The sequence below is a fragment of the Brevundimonas sp. 1080 genome (assembly GCF_040545985.1).
Classification (GTDB): Bacteria; Pseudomonadota; Alphaproteobacteria; order Caulobacterales; family Caulobacteraceae; genus Brevundimonas.
In genome coordinates this window covers 105,904-124,192 of record NZ_JBEPMW010000004.1, presented here as the reverse complement: position 1 = coordinate 124,192, position 18,289 = coordinate 105,904, and the positions used below count along the sequence as shown (strand labels likewise).

19 protein-coding genes are annotated in these 18,289 nt (G+C 66.4%); 1 reads left to right on the top strand and 18 read right to left on the bottom strand.

Going from position 1 to position 18,289, the window contains the following annotated elements; all coding sequences use genetic code 11:
* Nucleotides 1–14 precede the first annotated feature (14 nt).
* Genes ABIC32_RS14630 through gyrA form a run of 4 tightly spaced genes read right to left on the bottom strand, consistent with a single transcriptional unit; the run spans nt 15 to nt 5,082 of the window.
* Nucleotides 15–878, bottom strand: a complete 864-nt coding sequence (locus ABIC32_RS14630) for a peptidylprolyl isomerase (RefSeq protein ID WP_354074672.1) — start codon at nt 876–878, stop codon at nt 15–17.
* A gap of 13 nt (nt 879–891) precedes the next feature.
* A complete protein-coding gene (gene coaD, locus ABIC32_RS14625) occupies nt 892–1,377 on the bottom strand; it encodes a pantetheine-phosphate adenylyltransferase (RefSeq protein WP_017504115.1) in 486 nt (161 codons plus the stop codon).
* Nucleotides 1,378–1,430: 53 nt separating this feature from the next.
* Nucleotides 1,431–2,270 carry an aminotransferase class IV gene (locus tag ABIC32_RS14620; protein ID WP_354074670.1) on the bottom strand — a complete coding sequence of 280 codons (840 nt, stop codon included), beginning with the start codon at nt 2,268–2,270 and terminating at the stop codon, nt 1,431–1,433.
* Nucleotides 2,271–2,304: 34 nt separating this feature from the next.
* Nucleotides 2,305–5,082 carry a DNA gyrase subunit A gene (gene gyrA, locus ABIC32_RS14615; protein ID WP_354074669.1) on the bottom strand — a complete coding sequence of 926 codons (2,778 nt, stop codon included), beginning with the start codon at nt 5,080–5,082 and terminating at the stop codon, nt 2,305–2,307.
* 122 nt (nt 5,083–5,204) lie between these two features.
* On the opposite strand from gyrA, the gene ABIC32_RS14610 reads away from it, so the two are divergent.
* Complete coding sequence (locus tag ABIC32_RS14610) at nt 5,205–5,780, top strand: superoxide dismutase family protein (protein WP_045810201.1); 576 nt, start codon at nt 5,205–5,207, stop codon at nt 5,778–5,780.
* A gap of 39 nt (nt 5,781–5,819) precedes the next feature.
* Here the strand turns inward: ABIC32_RS14610 and ABIC32_RS14605 are convergent, their stop codons facing one another.
* The 14 genes from ABIC32_RS14605 to ABIC32_RS14540 all read right to left on the bottom strand — a co-directional run bounded on the left by ABIC32_RS14605 (nt 5,820) and on the right by ABIC32_RS14540 (nt 18,086).
* A complete protein-coding gene (locus tag ABIC32_RS14605; RefSeq protein WP_165117429.1) occupies nt 5,820–6,353 on the bottom strand; it encodes a DUF1003 domain-containing protein in 534 nt (177 codons plus the stop codon).
* 29 nt (nt 6,354–6,382) lie between these two features.
* Nucleotides 6,383–7,321, bottom strand: a complete 939-nt coding sequence (locus tag ABIC32_RS14600; protein ID WP_354074668.1) for a DMT family transporter — start codon at nt 7,319–7,321, stop codon at nt 6,383–6,385.
* A 63-nt stretch (nt 7,322–7,384) separates the two neighbouring features.
* The gene (locus tag ABIC32_RS14595) at nt 7,385–7,855 is read right to left on the bottom strand and encodes a DUF2269 family protein (protein ID WP_354074667.1); all 471 of its coding nucleotides are present in this window, start codon (nt 7,853–7,855) and stop codon (nt 7,385–7,387) included.
* Entirely contained in the window at nt 7,852–9,153 is a 1,302-nt protein-coding gene (locus ABIC32_RS14590; RefSeq protein WP_354074666.1) for an SDR family oxidoreductase, read from the bottom strand. Before ABIC32_RS14590 ends, ABIC32_RS14595 begins: the two co-directional genes overlap by 4 nt.
* Nucleotides 9,150–9,605 (bottom strand): thiol-disulfide oxidoreductase DCC family protein, encoded by a 456-nt coding sequence (locus tag ABIC32_RS14585; RefSeq protein ID WP_354074665.1) that lies wholly within the window; start codon nt 9,603–9,605, stop codon nt 9,150–9,152. The genes ABIC32_RS14590 and ABIC32_RS14585 overlap by 4 nt, the downstream gene beginning before the upstream one ends.
* A gap of 10 nt (nt 9,606–9,615) precedes the next feature.
* Nucleotides 9,616–10,113, bottom strand: coding sequence for a single-stranded DNA-binding protein (ssb, locus tag ABIC32_RS14580; RefSeq protein ID WP_066626160.1), 498 nt, complete (start codon nt 10,111–10,113; stop codon nt 9,616–9,618).
* 168 nt (nt 10,114–10,281) lie between these two features.
* Nucleotides 10,282–10,704, bottom strand: coding sequence for a PDC sensor domain-containing protein (locus ABIC32_RS14575; protein ID WP_354074664.1), 423 nt, complete (start codon nt 10,702–10,704; stop codon nt 10,282–10,284).
* Entirely contained in the window at nt 10,704–11,375 is a 672-nt protein-coding gene (locus tag ABIC32_RS14570) for a hypothetical protein (RefSeq protein WP_354074663.1), read from the bottom strand. The genes ABIC32_RS14575 and ABIC32_RS14570 overlap by 1 nt, the downstream gene beginning before the upstream one ends.
* Nucleotides 11,376–11,456: 81 nt before the next feature.
* Nucleotides 11,457–14,165 carry a glycoside hydrolase family protein gene (locus tag ABIC32_RS14565; protein WP_354074662.1) on the bottom strand — a complete coding sequence of 903 codons (2,709 nt, stop codon included), beginning with the start codon at nt 14,163–14,165 and terminating at the stop codon, nt 11,457–11,459.
* A 60-nt stretch (nt 14,166–14,225) separates the two neighbouring features.
* Complete coding sequence (locus ABIC32_RS14560) at nt 14,226–15,050, bottom strand: flagellin (RefSeq protein ID WP_039245552.1); 825 nt, start codon at nt 15,048–15,050, stop codon at nt 14,226–14,228.
* A gap of 135 nt (nt 15,051–15,185) precedes the next feature.
* Nucleotides 15,186–15,467 carry a FlaG family protein gene (locus ABIC32_RS14555; RefSeq protein ID WP_153923249.1) on the bottom strand — a complete coding sequence of 94 codons (282 nt, stop codon included), beginning with the start codon at nt 15,465–15,467 and terminating at the stop codon, nt 15,186–15,188.
* A gap of 82 nt (nt 15,468–15,549) precedes the next feature.
* On the bottom strand, nt 15,550–16,287 hold the full coding sequence (locus tag ABIC32_RS14550; RefSeq protein WP_199060336.1) for a flagellin: 738 nt from the start codon (nt 16,285–16,287) through the stop codon (nt 15,550–15,552).
* Nucleotides 16,288–16,398: 111 nt separating this feature from the next.
* Complete coding sequence (locus tag ABIC32_RS14545) at nt 16,399–17,202, bottom strand: flagellin (protein ID WP_055753192.1); 804 nt, start codon at nt 17,200–17,202, stop codon at nt 16,399–16,401.
* Between the two features lie 140 nt (nt 17,203–17,342).
* Complete coding sequence (locus ABIC32_RS14540) at nt 17,343–18,086, bottom strand: flagellin (protein ID WP_055753191.1); 744 nt, start codon at nt 18,084–18,086, stop codon at nt 17,343–17,345.
* Nucleotides 18,087–18,289: the final 203 nt, after the last annotated feature.

The window sequence follows — 18,289 nt, the reverse complement described above, 5'->3', positions numbered from 1 at the left end:
CGTTTGCGAATGTGTCAGCCGCCCGTCACTTCGGCGACCGGCTGAACGTCGCAGACGCTGAAGGCCGTGCCTCGCGCGGCGCGCGCCGTAGCGATCCGTTCGGCGAAGGCGGCGCTGCCGGCGTTCAGCACGCGCACCGTCGGACGCTCGCTTTCGGGCAAGGCCGAGGCCATGCGGACGCGGGTCATGGTGTCGGGATCGGTCACCTTGCCGTCCTCGGCGTCCGATCCCTTCTTCAGCTTGCCGACCACATCCAGGCCGGACACCACGCGTCCGAAGGCGGTGTAGATGCCATCCAGCTGTTCGCGCGCGCCCATCATCAGGAAGAACTGGCTGTTGGCGCTGTCGGGCGAACCCGAGCGGGCCATGCCCAGCACGCCGGGACAGAACAGGCCGTGGGCGTCGACCTTGAAGTCGGCGGTGACCATCATCTGGGCGTCGGGCTGGGTCTGGACCGGCAGATCGCCGACCAGGCCACGCACGCCCGCGCCCACGCTCGGCACGGCGACAAAGCCGGCGTCGCGACCGCGACGGAAGCTGAACTCGGCCTTCAGGTCCGGCAGCTCGCTGCCGCCCTCGCCCGTCCCCTTCGGATCGCCGGTTTGCGCCATGAAATCAGGGATGACGCGGTGGAACTTCAGACCGTCATAGAAGCCTTGATTGGCCAGGGTGCGGATGCGTTCCGCATGGTTGGGCGCGGCGACGGGGATCAGTTCGACCAGCACCCGGCCCTTGGAGGTATCGATAACAAGCAGGTTTTCCGGTGCAATGGCGCGCCAGCCGGACGCCGCCGGCGCCGTCTGCGCCACAGCCGGAGCCTGGGCCGCGCCAGCCGCGAGAAGAGCGGCGACGGTCGCTGCGATGATGGCCTTACGCATGGTCTTGTCTACCCTAACCGTTCTTGACCTTGGCCCGCACGCGCTCGGCGATGGCGGGGCTGACGAAACTGTCGATCGCGCCGTCCAGTCGGGCGATCTCCTTGACGAGCCGCGAGGCGATCGCCTGATGGCGCGGATCGGCCATCAGGAATACGGTCTCGATGTCCTGATTGAGGCGCTGGTTCATGGCCGTCATCTGGAACTCGTATTCAAAGTCGGCGACGGCGCGCAACCCCCGGATGATGACGCTGGCGTCCAGCTCTTCGGCGAAATGCATCAGCAGGGTAGAGAACGGCTGGACCACGATGTCGCCGCCGAGGGGCGCCATCTCGGCCTTCAGCATCTCGACCCGTTCGGCGGTCGAGAACAGCGGCCCCTTGTCGTCGTTTTGGGCGACGCCGATGACCAGTCGGTCCACTAGCTTCAGCGCACGCTTGATGATGTCGGTATGCCCGTTCGTCACCGGGTCGAAGGTGCCCGGATAAAGTCCGATGCGCATGCGTGTCTCCCCGGCCTGTCGCGTGGCGTCAGCGTCGTTTAGCAGGTGCGAAATCAGCGGCCTAGCCGGCTGACGCCTTCGTCATCGTCATGATCCAAGATGGGCTGGGCTGCCTGGACGCTCCAAGCCGCTTCGACCTTGGCGAGCAGGGCCGGGTCATTGGCGAAGGCGACATCGTCGATGACGGTGATCGGACAGACGGGCGTGGCGCTGTTGCACAGGAAGGCGCCGTCGAAGGCGCCGACCTCGTCGAGACGAATTGGTCGCGTTTCACTGGTCAGCCCGACCTGGGGCAGCCCGCGCGCGATCAAGGCCTGGGTCACGCCCGCCAGCATCGGGGCCTGGGGCCAGACGATCCGGTCGCCTTGGACGAAGCCGATGTTCCACAGCGTGCCCTCTGTGACCCGCCCTTCACCATCCACAAACAGGGCGTCGTCAAACCCAGCGGCGCGCGCGGCGCGGCGCGCGCGGATCAGGCCGAAGGTGGCGAGATGCTTCAGATGCGGCGCCTCGCGCTCATAGCGCATGGCGGTGACCCGCACTTGGGTCGCCAGCGGCGGCGGCGCATGGGAAACACTGGTCATCACCTTGGGTCGGCCGACGTAGGTCGGGTTGCGATGGACGATCTCGGGCGAGAACAGGCTGACGCGTAGCCAGCAGGCGTCTCGGCCGGCGACGGCCAGCGCCATCAGACGCCGGAACTTCGACTCGCCGGGGCTTTCGCCGAACAGTTCGACGGCGGCCTGCTCCAGACGCGCGAGGTGGAGGTCGAGGCCGCGCGCGGCGCCATCCTCGACGCGGAAGGAGGTGTAGGCGCCGTAGTTGACCAACGCCTGGTGCGCCAGGTCGTCAGGCGTGGCGGGAAGGCCGTCGATCAGAATCGTCGCGCTCAAACGACCCTCCCATTGCCCGCTGGGCGGAGGCGGATCAGACCTCGCCGCCGTCTTCTCCGCCGACATCGGCATCATCTGCGCCGCCGCTTTCCGGCAGACGTTCAACCGAAACGACCTTCTCGTCCTTGCCGGTGCGGAAGATGGTGACGCCCTGGCTGGAGCGGCCGACGATGCGGACCTGATCGATGCGAGTGCGGATCATCTGACCGCCCGAGGTGACCAGCAGAAGGTCGTCCGTCTCCTCGACCGGGAAGGCCGCCGCCAGACGCGTGCCGGCGCGACCGCCCAGGCCGTGGGCCGTCAGACCCTGACCGCCACGACCGGTGCGGCGGTATTCGTAGGCCGAGGATCGTTTGCCGAAGCCGGTTTCAGTGACCGTCAGGATGAACTGTTCGGCGGCGCCCAGTTCGGCGATCCGCTCCACGGTCAGAGCCGCATCCGCGACATCGTCTTCGGCCTCGACCGGGGCTGCGGCATCCTCTTCCGCTTCCGCGCCGGCCAGGGCCTTGCGCATCGCGTTGGCGTGTTTGACGTAGGCGGCGCGTTCTTCCGGCGTCGCATCCACACGGCCCAGGATGGCCATGGAGATGACCTCGTCGCCATCCTGCAGCCGCACGCCCCGGACGCCGGTGGAGTCCCGGCCCTTGAACACGCGCACGTCGTCGGCCTTGAACCGGATCGCGCGGCCCTGCGCCGTGGTCAGCAGCACGTCGTCGTCCGCCGTGCACAGGCCGACGCCGACCATGCGGTCAGAGCCTTCCAGCTTCATGGCGATCTTGCCGGCGCGGTTCACGGTGGCGAAGTCCGACAGCTTGTTGCGCCGCACGTCGCCGCTCGAGGTGGCGAACATGATGTCGTAGTCGCCCCAGGTCGTCTCGTCCTCGGGCAGAGGCAGGACGTTCATGATGCTGTCGCCCGGCTCGATGGGCAGCAGGTTGACGAAGGCCTTGCCCCGCGATTGCGGATTGCCCAGCGGCAGACGCCAGGTCTTCAGCTTGTAGGCCTTGCCGTTGGTGGCGAAGAACAGGACCGGGGTGTGGGTCGAGGCGCTGAACACGCCGGTAATGGCGTCCTCGTCCTTCATCGACATGCCGCTGCGGCCCTTGCCGCCGCGATGCTGGGTCCGATAGGCGTTCAGGGCCACACGCTTGACGTAGCCGCCGTGGGTGACGGTGACGACCATGTCCTCGCGCGGGATCAGGTCTTCATCCTCCATCTCCCCGTCGCCTTCCCCGATCAGGGTGCGGCGCGGAACCGCGAACCGATCCTTCACGTCGATCAGGTCATCGCGGATGATGGCCAAGACGTTCTTGCGGTCCGACAGGATGGTCAGGTGGCCCTGGATGGTGTCGGCCAGGCCGTGCGCCTCGCCGAAGATGTCGTCGCGGCCCAGACCGGTCAGACGCGACAGGGTCAGGGCCAGGATGGCGCGGGCCTGTTCATCGGTCAGTTTCAGGCTGTCGCCATTGATCACGACGCTGCGCGGATCGGCGATCAGTTCGACCAGGGCCATCATGTCGCCGACGGGCCAGGCCTTGGCCTGCAGGCGCTCGCGCGCCTCGGTCGGATCGGCCGACGAGCGGATGATGTGGATCACCTCGTCGATATTGGCGACGGCGACGGCCAGACCGACCAGGACGTGGCCGCGATCACGGGCCTTGTTCAGCTCGAACTTGACGCGGCGGACCACCACCTCCTCGCGGAAGTCGAGAAAGATCTGCAGCAGTTGGCGCAGGCCCATCTGCTCGGGCCGGCCGTGGTTCAGCGCCAGCATGTTGACGCCGAACGAGCTCTGCATGGCGGTATAACGCCACAGCTGGTTCAGAATCACGTCGCCAGACGCGTCGCGCTTCAGCTCGATTACGATCCGCATGCCCTGGCGGTCGGATTCGTCGCGAACGTCGGAGATGCCTTCCAGCCTTTTCTCGCGCACCATTTCGGCGATGCGCTCGATCAGGGTCTGTTTGTTGACCTGATAGGGCAGCTCGGTGACGACGATGGCCTCGCGGTCCTTGCGGATCTCCTCCACCGAGGCGCGGCCGCGCACGACGACCGAGCCGCGACCGTCGCGCAGGGCGTTGCGCGGGGCGGTGCGTCCCATGATCTCGCCGCCGGTGGGGAAGTCCGGGCCGGGCACGATGTCCAGCAGGGCGTCGTCGGTGACGTTCGGATCATCCAGCAGGGCCAGGGCCGCGTCCACGACCTCGCCCAGATTGTGCGGCGGGATGTTCGTCGCCATGCCGACGGCGATGCCGCCCGCGCCATTGACCAGCAGGTTCGGGATCCGGCTCGGCAGGACGACCGGCTCCAACTCCTTCTCGTCGTAGTTCGGCTGGAAATCGACCGTGTCCTTGTCGATGTCGGCCATCAGGGCGACGGCGGCCGGGGCCATCCGGGCCTCGGTGTAACGCATCGAGGCGGGCATATCGCCGTCGACCGAGCCGAAGTTGCCTTGGCCGTCGACCAGCATCAGCCCCATCGAGAAGGGCTGCGCCATCCGCACCAGGGCCATATAGACCGAGGCGTCGCCGTGGGGGTGGAACCGGCCCAGCACGTCGCCGACAACGCGGGCGCATTTCGAATAGCTGCGCTCGGGCGTCATGTTCAGATCGTGCATCGAATACAGGATGCGACGGTGAACCGGCTTCAGCCCGTCACGGGCGTCAGGCAGGGCGCGCGAGACGATTACGCTCATGGCGTAGTCGAGGTACGAACGCTTCAGTTCGTCCTCGATCGTGATCGTGGAAATGTCGGAGCCGCCGCCTCCCGGAACGATCGGAGATGCGGCGTTTTCGTAGCTGTCGTCGGTCAATGAAGCGTGGCTTTATGCGGCCGGAATCGGAACGTGATCCGCTGTGACGATTTCTAGCATTCCAGGGCCTCGGTGGCAAAGCGACGTCGCCGTGAAAGCCCGTCTCTGAAAGGACTTTCGACATGCGCGCCACCCGCCTCGCCGCCGCCCTTCTCCTCGCCTCCCCCTTGGCCCTGACAACCGCCTGCGCCGCGACCGGAAACGCGCCCCAGGCGGCCGTCGAACGCGCACCCGTCGGCGCGACGGGACAGGCCGTTCTGATCAACGCCTCCGGCGCCAATATCGGCCGCGTCGACCTGCGTCAGGGGCCGACCGGCCTGCTGATGAAGATCGAGGCTTCGGGCCTGACGCCCGGCTGGCACGGCATTCACATCCATGCGACCGGCGAATGCGCCGCGCCCTTCACCTCGTCCGGGGCCCACATTAACCACGGCGAGCCCAAGGCCCCGCACGGTCTGTTGAACGCCGCCGGGCCGGACGACGGCGACCTTCCCAACGTCTGGGCCGGTGCGGACGGCAAGGTGAACGCCGAACTGTTCACGACCCGCGCGCGGATTTCGTCCGAAGGGCCCGGCCAATGGCTGTGGGACGCCGACGGCTCGGCCATCATCATCCACGCCAACCCCGACGACCATTCGACCCAGCCCATCGGCGGCGCCGGCGACCGGGTGGCCTGCGCGGCGCTCAGCGCAAGCTAATTCTCTCTACGATACGGAAGATGGCCCGCTGGACAGCGTTCAGCGGGTCTCTTTTTGCGCGAGCAGACGGCGGATCAGCTCGGTCTGCTCCTCCTGTCGGGCGGTCAGGTGTTCGACCTTTTCCAGCAGGGCCATGATCTCGATCTCGGCCTTCAGATTGACCTGATAGTCATTGCCCGCATCCAGCCGATCCTTTGACGCCTGCCGGTTCTGGCTCATCATGATGACCGGCGCCTGGATCGCCGCCAGCATCGACAGGACCAGGTTCAGGAAGATGAAGGGATAGGGGTCGAAGGCTTCCTTGCGCAGCAGCAGGTTCAGCCCGGTCCAGATCGCCAGGAAGACGCCGAACGCGATGATGAACGGCCACGAACCGCCGAAGGCCGCCACCCGATCGGCCAGCCGCTCTCCAAAGGTTTGGCGGTCGTCGAAGGTCTCGTTGATGTCTTCGGAAACAGGGCGACGATCGGCGGTGCTCTGAACGACGACGGCTTCGTTCGCCGGAAGATCGTGCTTCGCCTTGCCCAGCCAGCGGCGGGAGACGTGGTCGGCGTCGAGGGGGGCGTGGTGCATGGCGGGCTCCTGAAACGATCAGGAACAGATCAAGCCTTGGCGGCCCCCGCACGCAAGCCCCGTTCGGCCAGGGCCACAAGGGCCACCCCGCCCATGGTGATGGCCGATCCCGTCAGAATCTGCGGCGTCAGGATGTCGCCCATGAAGCTCCATCCGATGAACATCGACACCACCGGCGTGACCAGCAGATAGGGCGTCACCCGCCCCGCCTCGCGCCGCTGGACCAGCCAGAACAGCAGAGTCGTCGCCAGCACCGACGACACGACGCCCGCCCACAGCAACGAGGCCCAGACCATGGGCGTGGCGCTTTTCACCGCCTCCCACTGGCCATGCTCGAACACCGCCGAGCCGAAGGCCATGACGGGAAAGGCGCCCAGCGCCAGCAGACCCTGCATCTTCAGCGGCGGGATGGAGGTGGTGCGACGCGCCACCACCGTGGTCACGCCCCAGGCGGCGCCGGCCGCGATGGCGACCAGAATGGCCTTCCAGTCCTGCAGCGCATGGGCGTCCAGCGTCATCCACGCCACGCCGACGAAGGCCACGCCCATGCCGACCAAGGCCGCCTTGGACAGCCGCTCGCCCAGGATCAGGAAGGCGAACAGGGTGGTGAAGGGGATCCACAACTGGTTGGCCACCGTCACCGGACTGACATCCGTCGCCAGCCAGTAGGCCGTGTAGGCTAGGCCGTACTGGATCGGCCCGCCGATGATGACGATCAGCATCAGGCTCTTCCAGTCCGGAAACGGCGGCCGCACGAAGGCGATCAGACAGGCGGTGGCGATGCCGAACCGGATGGCGCCGACGAGCAGCGGCGACAGTTCCTGCGTCGCCAGCTTGGCCCCGGCGTTGTTGACGCCCCACACCACGATGATCGCCACGATGGCGGCGATCTCCAACCCTGTCAGGGCGTGAGGCCTCTTGGGCAGGGGCGCGGGCGTAGGCGCAACTTCGGAACGGACGTCGGTCATGACCGCCCTATGGCACGGCGCGGCTGCCGCGTCGGCTCACTTTGGATGACCTCAGGTTTCCGCTCAGAAATCCGGCTTGGCGACCATCAGCCAGTAGATGGCCAGGACTCCGGCGAAGGCGGGCCAGCCCAGGGCGAACCACCAGCGGAACAGCCGATGATAGGCGGACGGCAGGGCGGCGCCCTCCCCTGCCGCCCGTTCGGCCAGCTTCATCATCCGGTACTGGATCCACACGACCGGCAACCAGCAGACGCCGATCAGGACATAAAGCCCGTAGACGGCCAGCAGCCATGGACTGGTCAGCGACCAGCCCTGCAGATGGATCAGGCCCAGGCCGCTGATTGGCTGGATCACCACGGCGGTCGCGGTGAAGACGAAATCAGCCAGAACGACGATGCGGCCGACCTCGGCGACGGTCCTGGCGTCCTTAGTCGCGTGGGCGCGCAGCATGAAGAAGGCGATGCCTGCGCCTGTGCCGAACAGCACCGCGCCCGACAGGATGTGAACGATCTTGAGCAGCACATAGGCGGTCATCGACGCGCGTCCGTCGCCGCAACGAACAGGCAAAGGGCCATCATCGGCAGGACCTTGAGCCATGGCCCCAACGGATCGATCCAGAAGTGCGGCAGGCTGAGAGTGCCGGCGATCAGATAGCCGACGGTGGCTAGACACATGAAGATCGCCACCCGCGCCGTCCACGGCCGCACGAACAGCATCAGCCCCAGCACCACGTCCAGCAGCGCGCCCCACCAGGCGATGGGGCCGGCCACGCGGCCGTAACCGCCCTCATGCAAAATGGCGACGGCGCGATCCCAACCCGGGCCGAAGCTGATCAGGCCGGTGATCAACCAGAACAGGCCCAGGGTCACGATGGAGATCGGCCGCACGAACCAGAGCCGCGCGTGCCAGACGTCCTGAACCGAGGCTGGGGTCTCGGCAAGGAAGCGTGTGAATCCGCGCGACGGCACGCCAAGCGCCTGCGCCCAGCCGCTGTCGCGGCCAGACACGTCGTGGTCCATCTGTTTGATCGCCGTCGTGCGGATCGGCGAGGACCAGCCCAGCCGCCCCAGCAGGTCGCCGATCGCCAAGACGGGCGCAGCTAAGACACGCGGAACGCGGATGACCCGTGCCGGGCGCAACCCCATCCAGCCGCGATAAAGACGCATCGTCTCGACCATCGTCACCGGCTCCGGTCCCGGTATGTCCAGCGTCCGATGCGACGGCGCGGCGGGCTTCAACGCCGCGACGACGGCGGCGGACAGGTCGCCCAGCGGGATCGGGCGGAAAATCTGGTCACCGCCCACGACCGGGCTGAACAGTGGAAACGCCGCCAGCGCCCGGATCAGGCCGGTGCCCCCGAAGGCGGCGCGATCCACCACCAGCGACGGCCGAAGGATCAGCCAATCCAGGCCGCTGGCCTCGATCATCCGCTCGGTCTCGGCCTTCGTGCGGGCGTAGTCGGTGCCGGCCCCCTCGTCCGCGCCGACGGCGGAGATATGCACCAGCCGCCGCATGCCCGCCGCCTCGCAAGCCGCGATCAGGGCACGCGGGCCGTCGACATGGGCGGCGCGCGTGCTGTCGCCCGCGCCATTCTGAAGCACGCCGACGCAGTTCACCACCGCCTCCACGCCGACCAGCAGAGGCGCCCAGGCCTGGGGTGTCGTCAGCTTGGCGAAGTCGGCGACGACCCAGTCGAACGTCGGCGCGCGACGGGCAGGTTCGATGATGCGGCGCGTCCCGGCGCGAACGGACCAGCCAGCCGACGACAGGGCCGCCGCCACGTGCGAACCGATGAAGCCGTTGGCCCCCAGGACCAGCACGCGTCCACTCATCCCAGCACCCGGTCCGTCAGATCGACGCCTTCTGGCGGCATGGCGCACCAGGCCGCGCCGGGAAACCGGCGGCGGCGACGCGCGATAAAGTCATAGAGGGTGTCGCGGAGGATCCGCGGTACGATCCGCCCGACGACGGCCAGTCGATAGGGCGGCGGCAGCAGGGCGGCGATGCCAAGAACGCCGTCGGACCGCTCGCGCGCGACGCCGTCCTGGATCAGCAGCATCGTATAGGGATGGTCGGGATCGACGCCGTAGTGGACGAGAAGCGCCCGACCCAGAGGCGACTGCGTCGGCGCGAGCCTGATCCTCGCTGCCCTGTCATGCTTCAGGATCTTGCGCGCCGAACCGGAGCACAGCGCGCAGTCGCCATCGAACAGAATCAGGGGCCGGTCGTCCCGAAAGGCCGGAACGGCGGGATCCTCACGATAGCTGTAAGGCCCCCGCCCCAACGGTCTGACCTCAGAACGGAATGTCGTCGTTCAGGTCGTAGCTTTCCTTGGGGCCGCTCGGCTTGTTGGCGCCGCCGGTGGAGAAGCCCGAGGAATAGTCGTCATCGCCGCGACCACCGCCGCTGCCGTAACCACCGCCCGACGAGCCGCCTTCCGAACGGCCGCCCAGCATGGTCAGCTCACCCTTGAAGCGGCTGACGACGATCTCGGTCGAGTACTTTTCGACGCCCTGCTGGTCGGTCCATTTGCGGGTCTGGAGCGCGCCCTCGATGTAGACGGTCGAGCCCTTCTTCACATAGTTTTCGACCACTTTGACGATGTTGTCGTTGAAGATGACGACCCGGTGCCACTCGGTCTTTTCCTTGCGCTCGCCCGAGGACTTGTCGCGCCAGGTTTCCGAGGTGGCGATGGACAGGTTGGCGATGCGGTCGCCGTTGGGCATGGAGCGGATCTCTGGGTCGCGACCCAGATTGCCGACCAGAATGACCTTGTTGACGCTGCCCGCCATGGAAACTTCCTTCTCGTGTGAGGCGGCGACGACTTCGCCCGCCCCGTCAATTCAGTCCGATGTCTGACCGGGGCGACGGCTCATCGCCAGCCCTTTCGACAGCAAACCCGCTAAATCAGTGGATAAGCATTAACCGAATGTTCCACTTTCGTTCTGACCGCGCAAGCCCTACTTGGCGGCAGGGTCCTCGGCGATGGCGATCGGACGGCCCGTCTCGTCGCGCTGGATGGCGCCGGGGATGGCAAGACGACCGTCGCCGGTGCGCGCCATGGCGAAGAAGCGGCTGCCGGTCAGGCTCTTGCCGATCTTGACCCCCTCGCGGTCCACGAAGATGAACCGCCCTTGGTAGGCGCCGGCGATTTCCTGGTTCGATCCACCCATGCGCAGGAAGCGAAGACGCATCTCCTCCAGCCGCGCGGCGCATTGTTCGAGCTGGGGCTGGTCGTCGGCGATTTTCTGCAGGCGTGGCGGCGCATTGTCCGGCGTCGCCACGAAGTAGCACGCGCCCTCGGCGAACTCATATTTGGGTTCGTTTGAGCAGGCGCCCAGCAGAGCAGTCCCAGCGATGGCGGCGAGGGCGACGAAACGCATCAGTTCATTCCCGTGAATTGGCAGTCGCGATCCTGCTCGGCCAAGGTCCTGAAACGGTTGTTGTCATTGGACTGTTCCACCCGGCGCGGCACCAGACGCAGGGTCGTATCGCCCCAGCGGCCGTATTGGGCGTCGCCCGGCCCGACGCAGGTTCCGGCGTACAGCGCCTGAACGCAGGCGTTCAGGCTCATGCTTGGCGACAGGGTGCGCCAGTCCGAGCCGGTGTGGCGCAGGCAGGGGCTGCCGCTGGCCACGGGCGTGGGGCGCGGCGCAGGCGTCTGTTCGACGGAGGCCGGCGGCGGGGTTTCGGCCATCTCGACCGTAGGCAGTTCGGGCGGCGGTGCGAAGGCGGCGGTCGGGGCGGCGGCCAAGGCGCCCGTCGCGTCCAGCCCGACGTCCAGAGCGTCTGTCGCCAGCCCATTGCGCTGGGCGCAGACCGCCAGGGTCGCCATGCCGACGAACTGACCATCGACGAAGCAGCGCAGTTCCCGCGTCGGCTCCAGCGTGGGCGCCTCGGCCAGGTTGACCACCAGCCCGCCCTTGGACGCCGGCGGCGCTTCCGTCGTCTTGTCGCCGCCGCCCGTGAAGATCAGGGCGAGAACGACGGCGATGACGATCGCCACGCCGGCGCCGACCAACAGGATGACGCGGTTGTCTTTCGGAAGGGCCATGAACGGGCTTTCGCGGATGAGGAGGTCAATAACTCCGACCCGGCCTCGGGCGTCAACCGCCTTGACCGGTCACGACCCCGATCAAGCCGTCAGGCGGCTCAGCGCAGCCTGATAGTTGGCCAGCTGCGTCTGCTGATAGGCCGTCGAGGAGCCGTTGCCGGTCTGTGTGTTGGTTATGCCGCCGGTCGATGGCGCGAGGGCGCGATAGGATGACCGGACCGCCGTCATCGCCTGAGCCAGCGATTCGATGGCCGCCTTGATCGAGGCGGGATCGTTCAGGTTCAGCTTGTTCGACAGATTCAGCCCATAGGTCTTGATCGCGTCCTTGTCCGGCTTCACCGGACCGACGAAACCGGGCGTCAGGCCAAGCGCGCCCAGGGCGTCCTTGCCGATCGCCCCAGCGGACATGACGGCGCCGTCCTTGTTGGCCGCCGTCTTGATTTCCAGGCGCTGGACGATGGGTTTGGCCTTCAGATCGGTGATGACCTTGGCTTCCAACTGGCGGCCAGAGGCGGCGTTGATCTTCTTGGCCAGGCTTTCCAGCGTGTCTTTGGCGTCGATGGTCACGGTGACGGCGCGGCCGCCGGCCGCGGGGCTGATCGAAAACTGATCGCCGACGCGGGCAGAGGTGGCGACGGTCAGCAGCTTGGAATCCGCCTGCATGATCTGGCCTTGAGGAAGGCCGAGGCGGTCGAGCACGCTGGCCCCGCCCGCTGCGATGCTCAGGCTGGTCGGCTTGGCCTGATCGCCGTCCGCGCGCCAGGTTCGGTTCGATTGGACCTGGCCCGTGGCCAGATCGATCTGCGCGAGATAGCCGGATGTGGGGTCGTCCTTGCCGGCGCCTTCCGCCCGGTTCGTGCCGGTGATCCAGACCTTGCCGTCCTTGATGGCGACGTCGGCGGCGGTGTCCGCGCCCGCCCCGCCGAAATAGGTCAGTTGGTCGCTGGCCGAGACCTGAAGGTCGGTCGACAAGGTGGCGATGAAGACGTCGCTGCCGCCGGCATGGACGTTGGTCACGGTAGAGATATCGAGGGCGGTGTTTTCAGTATGGCCGGTCACCACGACCTTGCCGTTCTCAACCGATATGCCGGCGATCGCGCCGCTGGCGTAGCCAAGGTCACGCGTCGAAGCCAGGCTCGGTACGCCCTCGGCATCCAGGGTGAAGCGGCGCACGACCGCCTTCCCGTTTTCGACGCCCGCCGTGTAGAGGTCGTTTCCCGACACCGTCATGGCCTGAACGGAGTCGTCGCCGCTGGTGCCGAACTGCACGGTCGCGACGTTCACGCCCACGTCCGGACCGTTGATCTTGATCGGCTTTTCCTGGAAGGCCTGAAGATAGGAATCCCAGCCGCCCAGGGCCGCATTGCCAGGCATGGCCGACTTCGACCGTCCGGCGACATAGACCATGCCGTCGGCGCCGAAGCGAACCTCGGTCGCCTCGTCGGCCGCCTTGGCCCCGCGCCGCTGGGTCCACAACTCTTGGCCCGAACTGTCGAACACAGAGACGAAACTGTCGGCCACGGCCGCGTTGTCGCCGCTCTTGCCGGGTTCCAGCGCCCCGGTCACCGATCCGGCCAGGGCGACCCGGCCGTCGTCGTCGATAGCGATGGAGAAGCCGTTGGCGCTGGAGGCGGCGCCGAGCAGCTTCGTCTGCATCAGATTGCCGGCGGAATCATATTTCATCAGGGCGACATCGCGCGCGCCCTTGATCGGTTGACTGGCGTCGCCCGCCGTCAGTTCGGCGACGACCCAGATGGAACCATCCGGCGCCACGGCGCTAGCCTTAACCGCAGCCACGCCATTGGGCAGGTCGGCGTGCCCCACCCTGCCCTCGACCCAGAACGGATCGTCGACGCCCTGCTGGGCGGCCGGCGCCGCGCCGCCGTCGGCCTGGAACTTCAGCAGTTGGGCTGCCGTGCCCGTCTTCCCGACCCCTTGCGTCACATAGACGGCGTCGGAGGTGTCGACGGCCTGGAAGCTGATGGCTTCGCCGGTCCCGCCATTGACCTTCAACGCCCACTGATCCGGTCCGGCGGGCAGAGTGATGGTCTTGGTTCCGCTCTTGACCGTCTTCGGCTCGGCCTGGATCAACTGAGCGCTGATGCGCGTCGCGACGCCCGCGTCCTCCAGCTTGCCGTTCATATAGGCGGTGACATTGGCCAACGACCGATCGGTTGCGCCCATTTCGGACAGGTCCATGGCGATCGCCTGCTCCCCGGCCGCCGTCTTGACGGTCACGGAGAACTTCACGTCGCCTTCGAACGCCTTGACCGAGGCGGTGGGGTCGCCGTCGTGAATGGGGGCGGTGACGAAACTGGTCGGCGCCCGTTCCAGCGCATAGGTGCTCTTGACCGAGGTCTGGGCCACGCCCTGCACCAGCCGCATGTCTTCAAAACTGGCGGTGCTCAAATAGGTCGACACTTCGGCCAGGCCTTCGCTGAACCGCTTGGACACCAGGGCGGCTTCCGACGCGCTCAGCCCCTTGACGCCAGCACGGTCGGCCAGGGCGCCCAGCGTGTTCAGGCCCTGATACAGGGCGAACATCTTGCGGTAGTCGGTGGAGGCGCCGGCCAGATCAAGGCTGACATTGCTCTCGTCGATCAGGCGGCGGCCGCCCAGAGCCGCGCGGACCAGGTCGCTGGCCTTCGCCGGTATCGCCGTGGACGACCAGGGGGCCGTCGGCTGGGTCTTCTTGGTCTTAACAGCCGCGCTGGCGGTCGTGGCGGCGCCTGACGACGACGTCCCCGTCGTCGTTCCGAAAAGACCCAGCAGATAGCTGTTGTTGATCATTCAGACGGCTCCGACCCTATCATGCGGCGGGCGTCGATAAGGAACCGTTAAGCTGTCGGATCAGCCCTTGAACAGCGACAGGATGACCTGCGGCGCCTGGTTGGCGATCGACAGGGCCTGAACGCCGAGTTGCTGCTGGACCTGCAGGGCCTGAAGGCGGGCGCTTTCCTTGGCCAGGTCCGCGTCGACCAGATTGCCGATGCCGGCTTCCAGCGCGTCCGACAGCTTGCCGACATAGGTGGTGTGGCGCTCGATCTGCTTGGACTGGGCGCCCAGTTCGGCCAGACGCGCGCTGCTGGTGGTGATGGCGGCGTTGACGGCGGCCAGAGCCGTCGTGGCGTTGGCCTGGCTGGTCAGGGTCGAGCCGGTCAGCGACAGGCCGGCGACGGTCAGGTTCTGCCGATCCAGCGCGATGGTTTCGGCGCCGTCGGCGCTGGCCAGGAAATTGAGTGTCGTCGTCGCCGAACCGTCCAGAATGTTGGCGCCGTCGAAGATGGCGTTGTTGGCGAACGAGTCGATCGAGCTCAGCAGCGCCTGGAACTCATCATTGTAGGACGTGCGTGTGGCGGTGCTGGCGCTCGGGTCCGCCGCTGCGGTCGCCTTCTGCTTCAACTCGAGCAGGATGTCCGAGATCTGCTCGCCGGCCGCCAGCGACACGTCGGCGATGGATGTCGCGCGGTTCAGGCTGGTGGTGACGGCTTCAAGCGACCCCCGGTCTGCGCGCTGCCCCTGAGCCACCGCCCAGACCGCAGCGTTGTCGCGCGCGCCCTGAACCTTCAGCCCCGTGTTCACCCGGCTCTGCGTCGCCGCCAACTGGTCGTTGGTGCGGTTCAGATTCTGCAGGGCGATCATCGCCGAGGTGTTGGTGTGGATGCTGGTGGTCATGGCTTCAAGCCCCCGGACGTTCTGTGGGCTACAGGATTAACCATAAGTCGTAATCACATGGTTAACGCGCCGGAAACCATGATTGCGCCGCCCGGCAAGCCGGCGGCGTTAAAAAGTTTGAGACCTCGCCTGTCGTCAGACGGCGGTATCGACCAGACGACCGCCGCGATAGGTCGGGTCGCTGTTCAGCTTTTCGACATCCTCGCGCGGCAGCTGGCGGATCACCTCGCCCGTCACCCGGTCCAGGACCTTGTAGACGAAGCGGTTGTCGCCCACGGCCTCGATGGTGAGGCGAAAGCGGCTGGCGTCGTGGTTGTCGTTCCTGGCTGCCGGGGCCGGCGTCGCAGGCTGGATGGCGACCGGACTGACGGGAGGGATCTGAGGTACGCTTACTGATCTCGCGACATTGTCTGTCATGGCTCCACGCGCAGGTCGTCCCACGCCCTCTAGAGAAACAAACGATCAGCCGGAGCGGTCGCGAAACCGCTCCGGCCGCGTCTTAGCGGAACAGGCCCAGCAGGATCGAGCTGCCCTGGTTGGCGATCGACAGCGCCTGCACGCCCAGCTGTTGCTTGGTTTGCAGGGCGGTCAGCTTGGCGCTTTCCTTGGCCAGATCTGCATCGACCAGGTTGCCCACGCCGGCTTCAAGAGCGTCCTGAAGCTTGTTGACGAAGGTGATCTGACGGCCCAGCGACTTGGACTGGGTGCCTAGGGTCGCCAGAGCGCTCGTCGTGGCCGCGATGGCGGCGTCGACGTTCGCAGCGGTGGCGTTGGCGGCCGTGATGCTGCCGGTGTTCACGGCGGTGATCGCCGCGTTCGAACCCAGAGCCGTCAGGCTGTTCACGCCGTCGAAGGTCGCGCCGGAGATGGCCGAGGCGACTTCCAGACCCAGGGCGTTGTAGTCGGCCAGGTAGGCCGTCTGCGCCGAACCGGTCGACGAGGCGATGTTGACGGCGAGCGACTTCATCTCTTCCAGAGCGGAAGTGACGGAATCGCCGGCGGCCAGAGCCACGTCGGTGATCGACTGGGTGCGTTGCAGGCCGGCGCGAACGGCGTCCTGCGAAGCGGCGTTGGCGCGTTGCGACGTGGCGATCGCGAAGATCGCACCGTTGTCCTTCGCCGACGACACCTTCATCCCGGTGCTGATCCGGTTTTGGGTCGTGTCCAGCTGTTGGCTGGTCTTGTTCAGGCTCTGCAGAGCGACTGCGGCGCCGTAGTTCGTATTGATGCTGGGCATTTCTAGCCCTCCTTTTCACTTCGTGAGAGCCCCGGCGTTTTGCCGGGGTGAGCGTTTTGCTCGGGGTTCAAGGCCACGACCTCGCCGCCGAGACGGCGAGGTCTCCGGGCCTTAGCGGAAGAGGCTCAGCAGGATCGAGCTGCCCTGGTTGGCGATCGACAGCGCCTGCACGCCCAGCTGTTGCTTGGTTTGCAGGGCGGTCAGTCGTGCGCTTTCCTTGGCCAGATCGGCGTCCACCAGATTGCCCACGCCAGCTTCCATTGCGTCCTGGAGCTTGTTGACGAAGGTGATCTGACGCCCGACCGACTTGGACTGGGTGCCCAGGGTGGCCAGGGTGCTGGTCACGCCCGCGATCGCCAGATCGACGTTCGCGGTGGTGTAGTTGGCGACGGTCGGCGTCGCCGCCGTGAACATCGCCAGCTGGGTGTTCGCGCTGACCGCCGTAGCGGTGCCCAGGCGATAGGTGCCTGAACCCGTCTGAACGTCGGTGGTCGTGCCTGCGGCCGTGTTCAACAGGTTGACCCCGTCGAAGCTGGCGCCGGCGATCGCGTCGTTTATTTCCTTGCCCAAGGCAGTGAAGTCGGCCTCGTAGGCCGTCTTCGCCGAACCCGTGGACGAGGCGATGTTGACCGCGAGCGACTTCATCTCTTCCAGGGCGGAGGTGATGGTGTCGCCGGCCGCCAGGGCCACATCGACGATGGACTGACCACGTTGCAGCGAGTTGCGAACCGCGTCTTGCGAGGCGGCGTTGGCGCGCTGTTGCGTGGCGATGGCGAAGATCGCGCCATTGTCCTTGGCCGAGGAGACTTTCAGGCCGGTGCTGATCCGGTTCTGGGTCGTCTCCAACTGGGCGCTGGTCTTGTTCAGGCTCTGCAGGGCGACTGCGGCGCCGTAGTTCGTATTGATGCTGGGCATTTCTGGCCCTCCTTGTTCACTTCGTGAGATCCCCTGGCGTTTTGCCGGGGTGAGCATTTTGCTCAGGTCCGGGCGCCGGGAACCGACGACCGATCAGATGCGGCCTTGGCCCGACCGCCTCAGCGATCGGGCCGTGGGCCTTAGCGGAACAGGCTCAGCAGGATCGAGCTGCCCTGGTTGGCGATCGACAGCGCCTGCACGCCCAGCTGCTGCTTGGTTTGCAGGGCGGTCAGCTTGGCGCTTTCCTTGGCCAGGTCTGCATCGACCAGGTTGCCGACACCGGCTTCCATCGCGTCTTGCAGCTTGTTGACGAAGGTGATCTGGCGACCCAGCGACTTGGACTGGGTGCCCAGCGTCGCCAGCGACGATGTGACCGTCGCGATGCCGGCGTCCACCGCAGCCGTCGTGGCGCCCGCACGAGCGACGGAGCCGCCCGTCAGGCCGGTCACCGAGGCGACGCCCAGAGGCGTCGTCAGGCTGTTGGCGCCATCGAACGAAGCGCCAGAGATCGCGGTGGCGATTTCCGCGCCCAAGGCGTTGAAGTCTTTCAGATAGGCCGTCTCAGCATCCGAACCGGCAACCGAAGACTGGATGCTGACAGCGAGCGACTTCATCTCTTCCAGGGCGGAGGTGATCGTGTCGCCGGCGGCCAGGGCCACGTCGGTGATCGATTGGCTGCGTTGCAGCGAGTTACGCGTCGCGTCTTGCGAAGCGGCGTTGGCGCGCTGCTGGGTGGCGATGGCGAAGATCGCGCCATTGTCCTTGGCCGAAGACACCTTCATGCCGGTGCTGATCCGGTTTTGGGTGGTTTCCAGCTGGGCGTTGGTCTTGTTCAGGCTCTGCAGGGCGACTGCGGCGCCGTAGTTCGTATTGATGCTGGGCATTTCTGGCCCTCCTTGTTCACTTCAGTGATTTCCGGCGTCGTTTTGCCGCCGGGAGCTTTTTGCTCGGTGAGTAAGAAGCAATTGCCGGGCCATTTTTGATCCGCACAAAAGCCTACAACTAACTGATTTTACTGGTTTACCTTTGATTTACCCTCCTTCCGACCCGGCAGCTCTTGCCGGGCTGGTCCGCGCACCAGGCAAGA

Coding starts and splice junctions, on each gene's coding strand:
- ABIC32_RS14575 (WP_354074664.1), bottom strand. CDS start 10,704: ATGCGTTTCGTCGCCCTCGCCGCCATCGCTGGGACTGCTCTGCTGGGC.
- ABIC32_RS14630 (WP_354074672.1), bottom strand. CDS start 878: ATGCGTAAGGCCATCATCGCAGCGACCGTCGCCGCTCTTCTCGCGGCT.
- coaD (WP_017504115.1), bottom strand. CDS start 1,377: ATGCGCATCGGACTTTATCCGGGCACCTTCGACCCGGTGACGAACGGG.
- ABIC32_RS14610 (WP_045810201.1), top strand. CDS start 5,205: ATGCGCGCCACCCGCCTCGCCGCCGCCCTTCTCCTCGCCTCCCCCTTG.
- ABIC32_RS14590 (WP_354074666.1), bottom strand. CDS start 9,153: ATGAGTGGACGCGTGCTGGTCCTGGGGGCCAACGGCTTCATCGGTTCG.
- ABIC32_RS14560 (WP_039245552.1), bottom strand. CDS start 15,050: ATGACCACCAGCATCCACACCAACACCTCGGCGATGATCGCCCTGCAG.
- ABIC32_RS14555 (WP_153923249.1), bottom strand. CDS start 15,467: ATGACAGACAATGTCGCGAGATCAGTAAGCGTACCTCAGATCCCTCCC.
- ABIC32_RS14605 (WP_165117429.1), bottom strand. CDS start 6,353: ATGCACCACGCCCCCCTCGACGCCGACCACGTCTCCCGCCGCTGGCTG.
- ABIC32_RS14545 (WP_055753192.1), bottom strand. CDS start 17,202: ATGCCCAGCATCAATACGAACTACGGCGCCGCAGTCGCCCTGCAGAGC.
- ABIC32_RS14565 (WP_354074662.1), bottom strand. CDS start 14,165: ATGATCAACAACAGCTATCTGCTGGGTCTTTTCGGAACGACGACGGGG.
- ABIC32_RS14570 (WP_354074663.1), bottom strand. CDS start 11,375: ATGGCCCTTCCGAAAGACAACCGCGTCATCCTGTTGGTCGGCGCCGGC.
- ABIC32_RS14600 (WP_354074668.1), bottom strand. CDS start 7,321: ATGACCGACGTCCGTTCCGAAGTTGCGCCTACGCCCGCGCCCCTGCCC.
- ssb (WP_066626160.1), bottom strand. CDS start 10,113: ATGGCGGGCAGCGTCAACAAGGTCATTCTGGTCGGCAATCTGGGTCGC.
- ABIC32_RS14595 (WP_354074667.1), bottom strand. CDS start 7,855: ATGACCGCCTATGTGCTGCTCAAGATCGTTCACATCCTGTCGGGCGCG.
- ABIC32_RS14550 (WP_199060336.1), bottom strand. CDS start 16,287: ATGCCCAGCATCAATACGAACTACGGCGCCGCAGTCGCTCTGCAGAGC.
- ABIC32_RS14540 (WP_055753191.1), bottom strand. CDS start 18,086: ATGCCCAGCATCAATACGAACTACGGCGCCGCAGTCGCCCTGCAGAGC.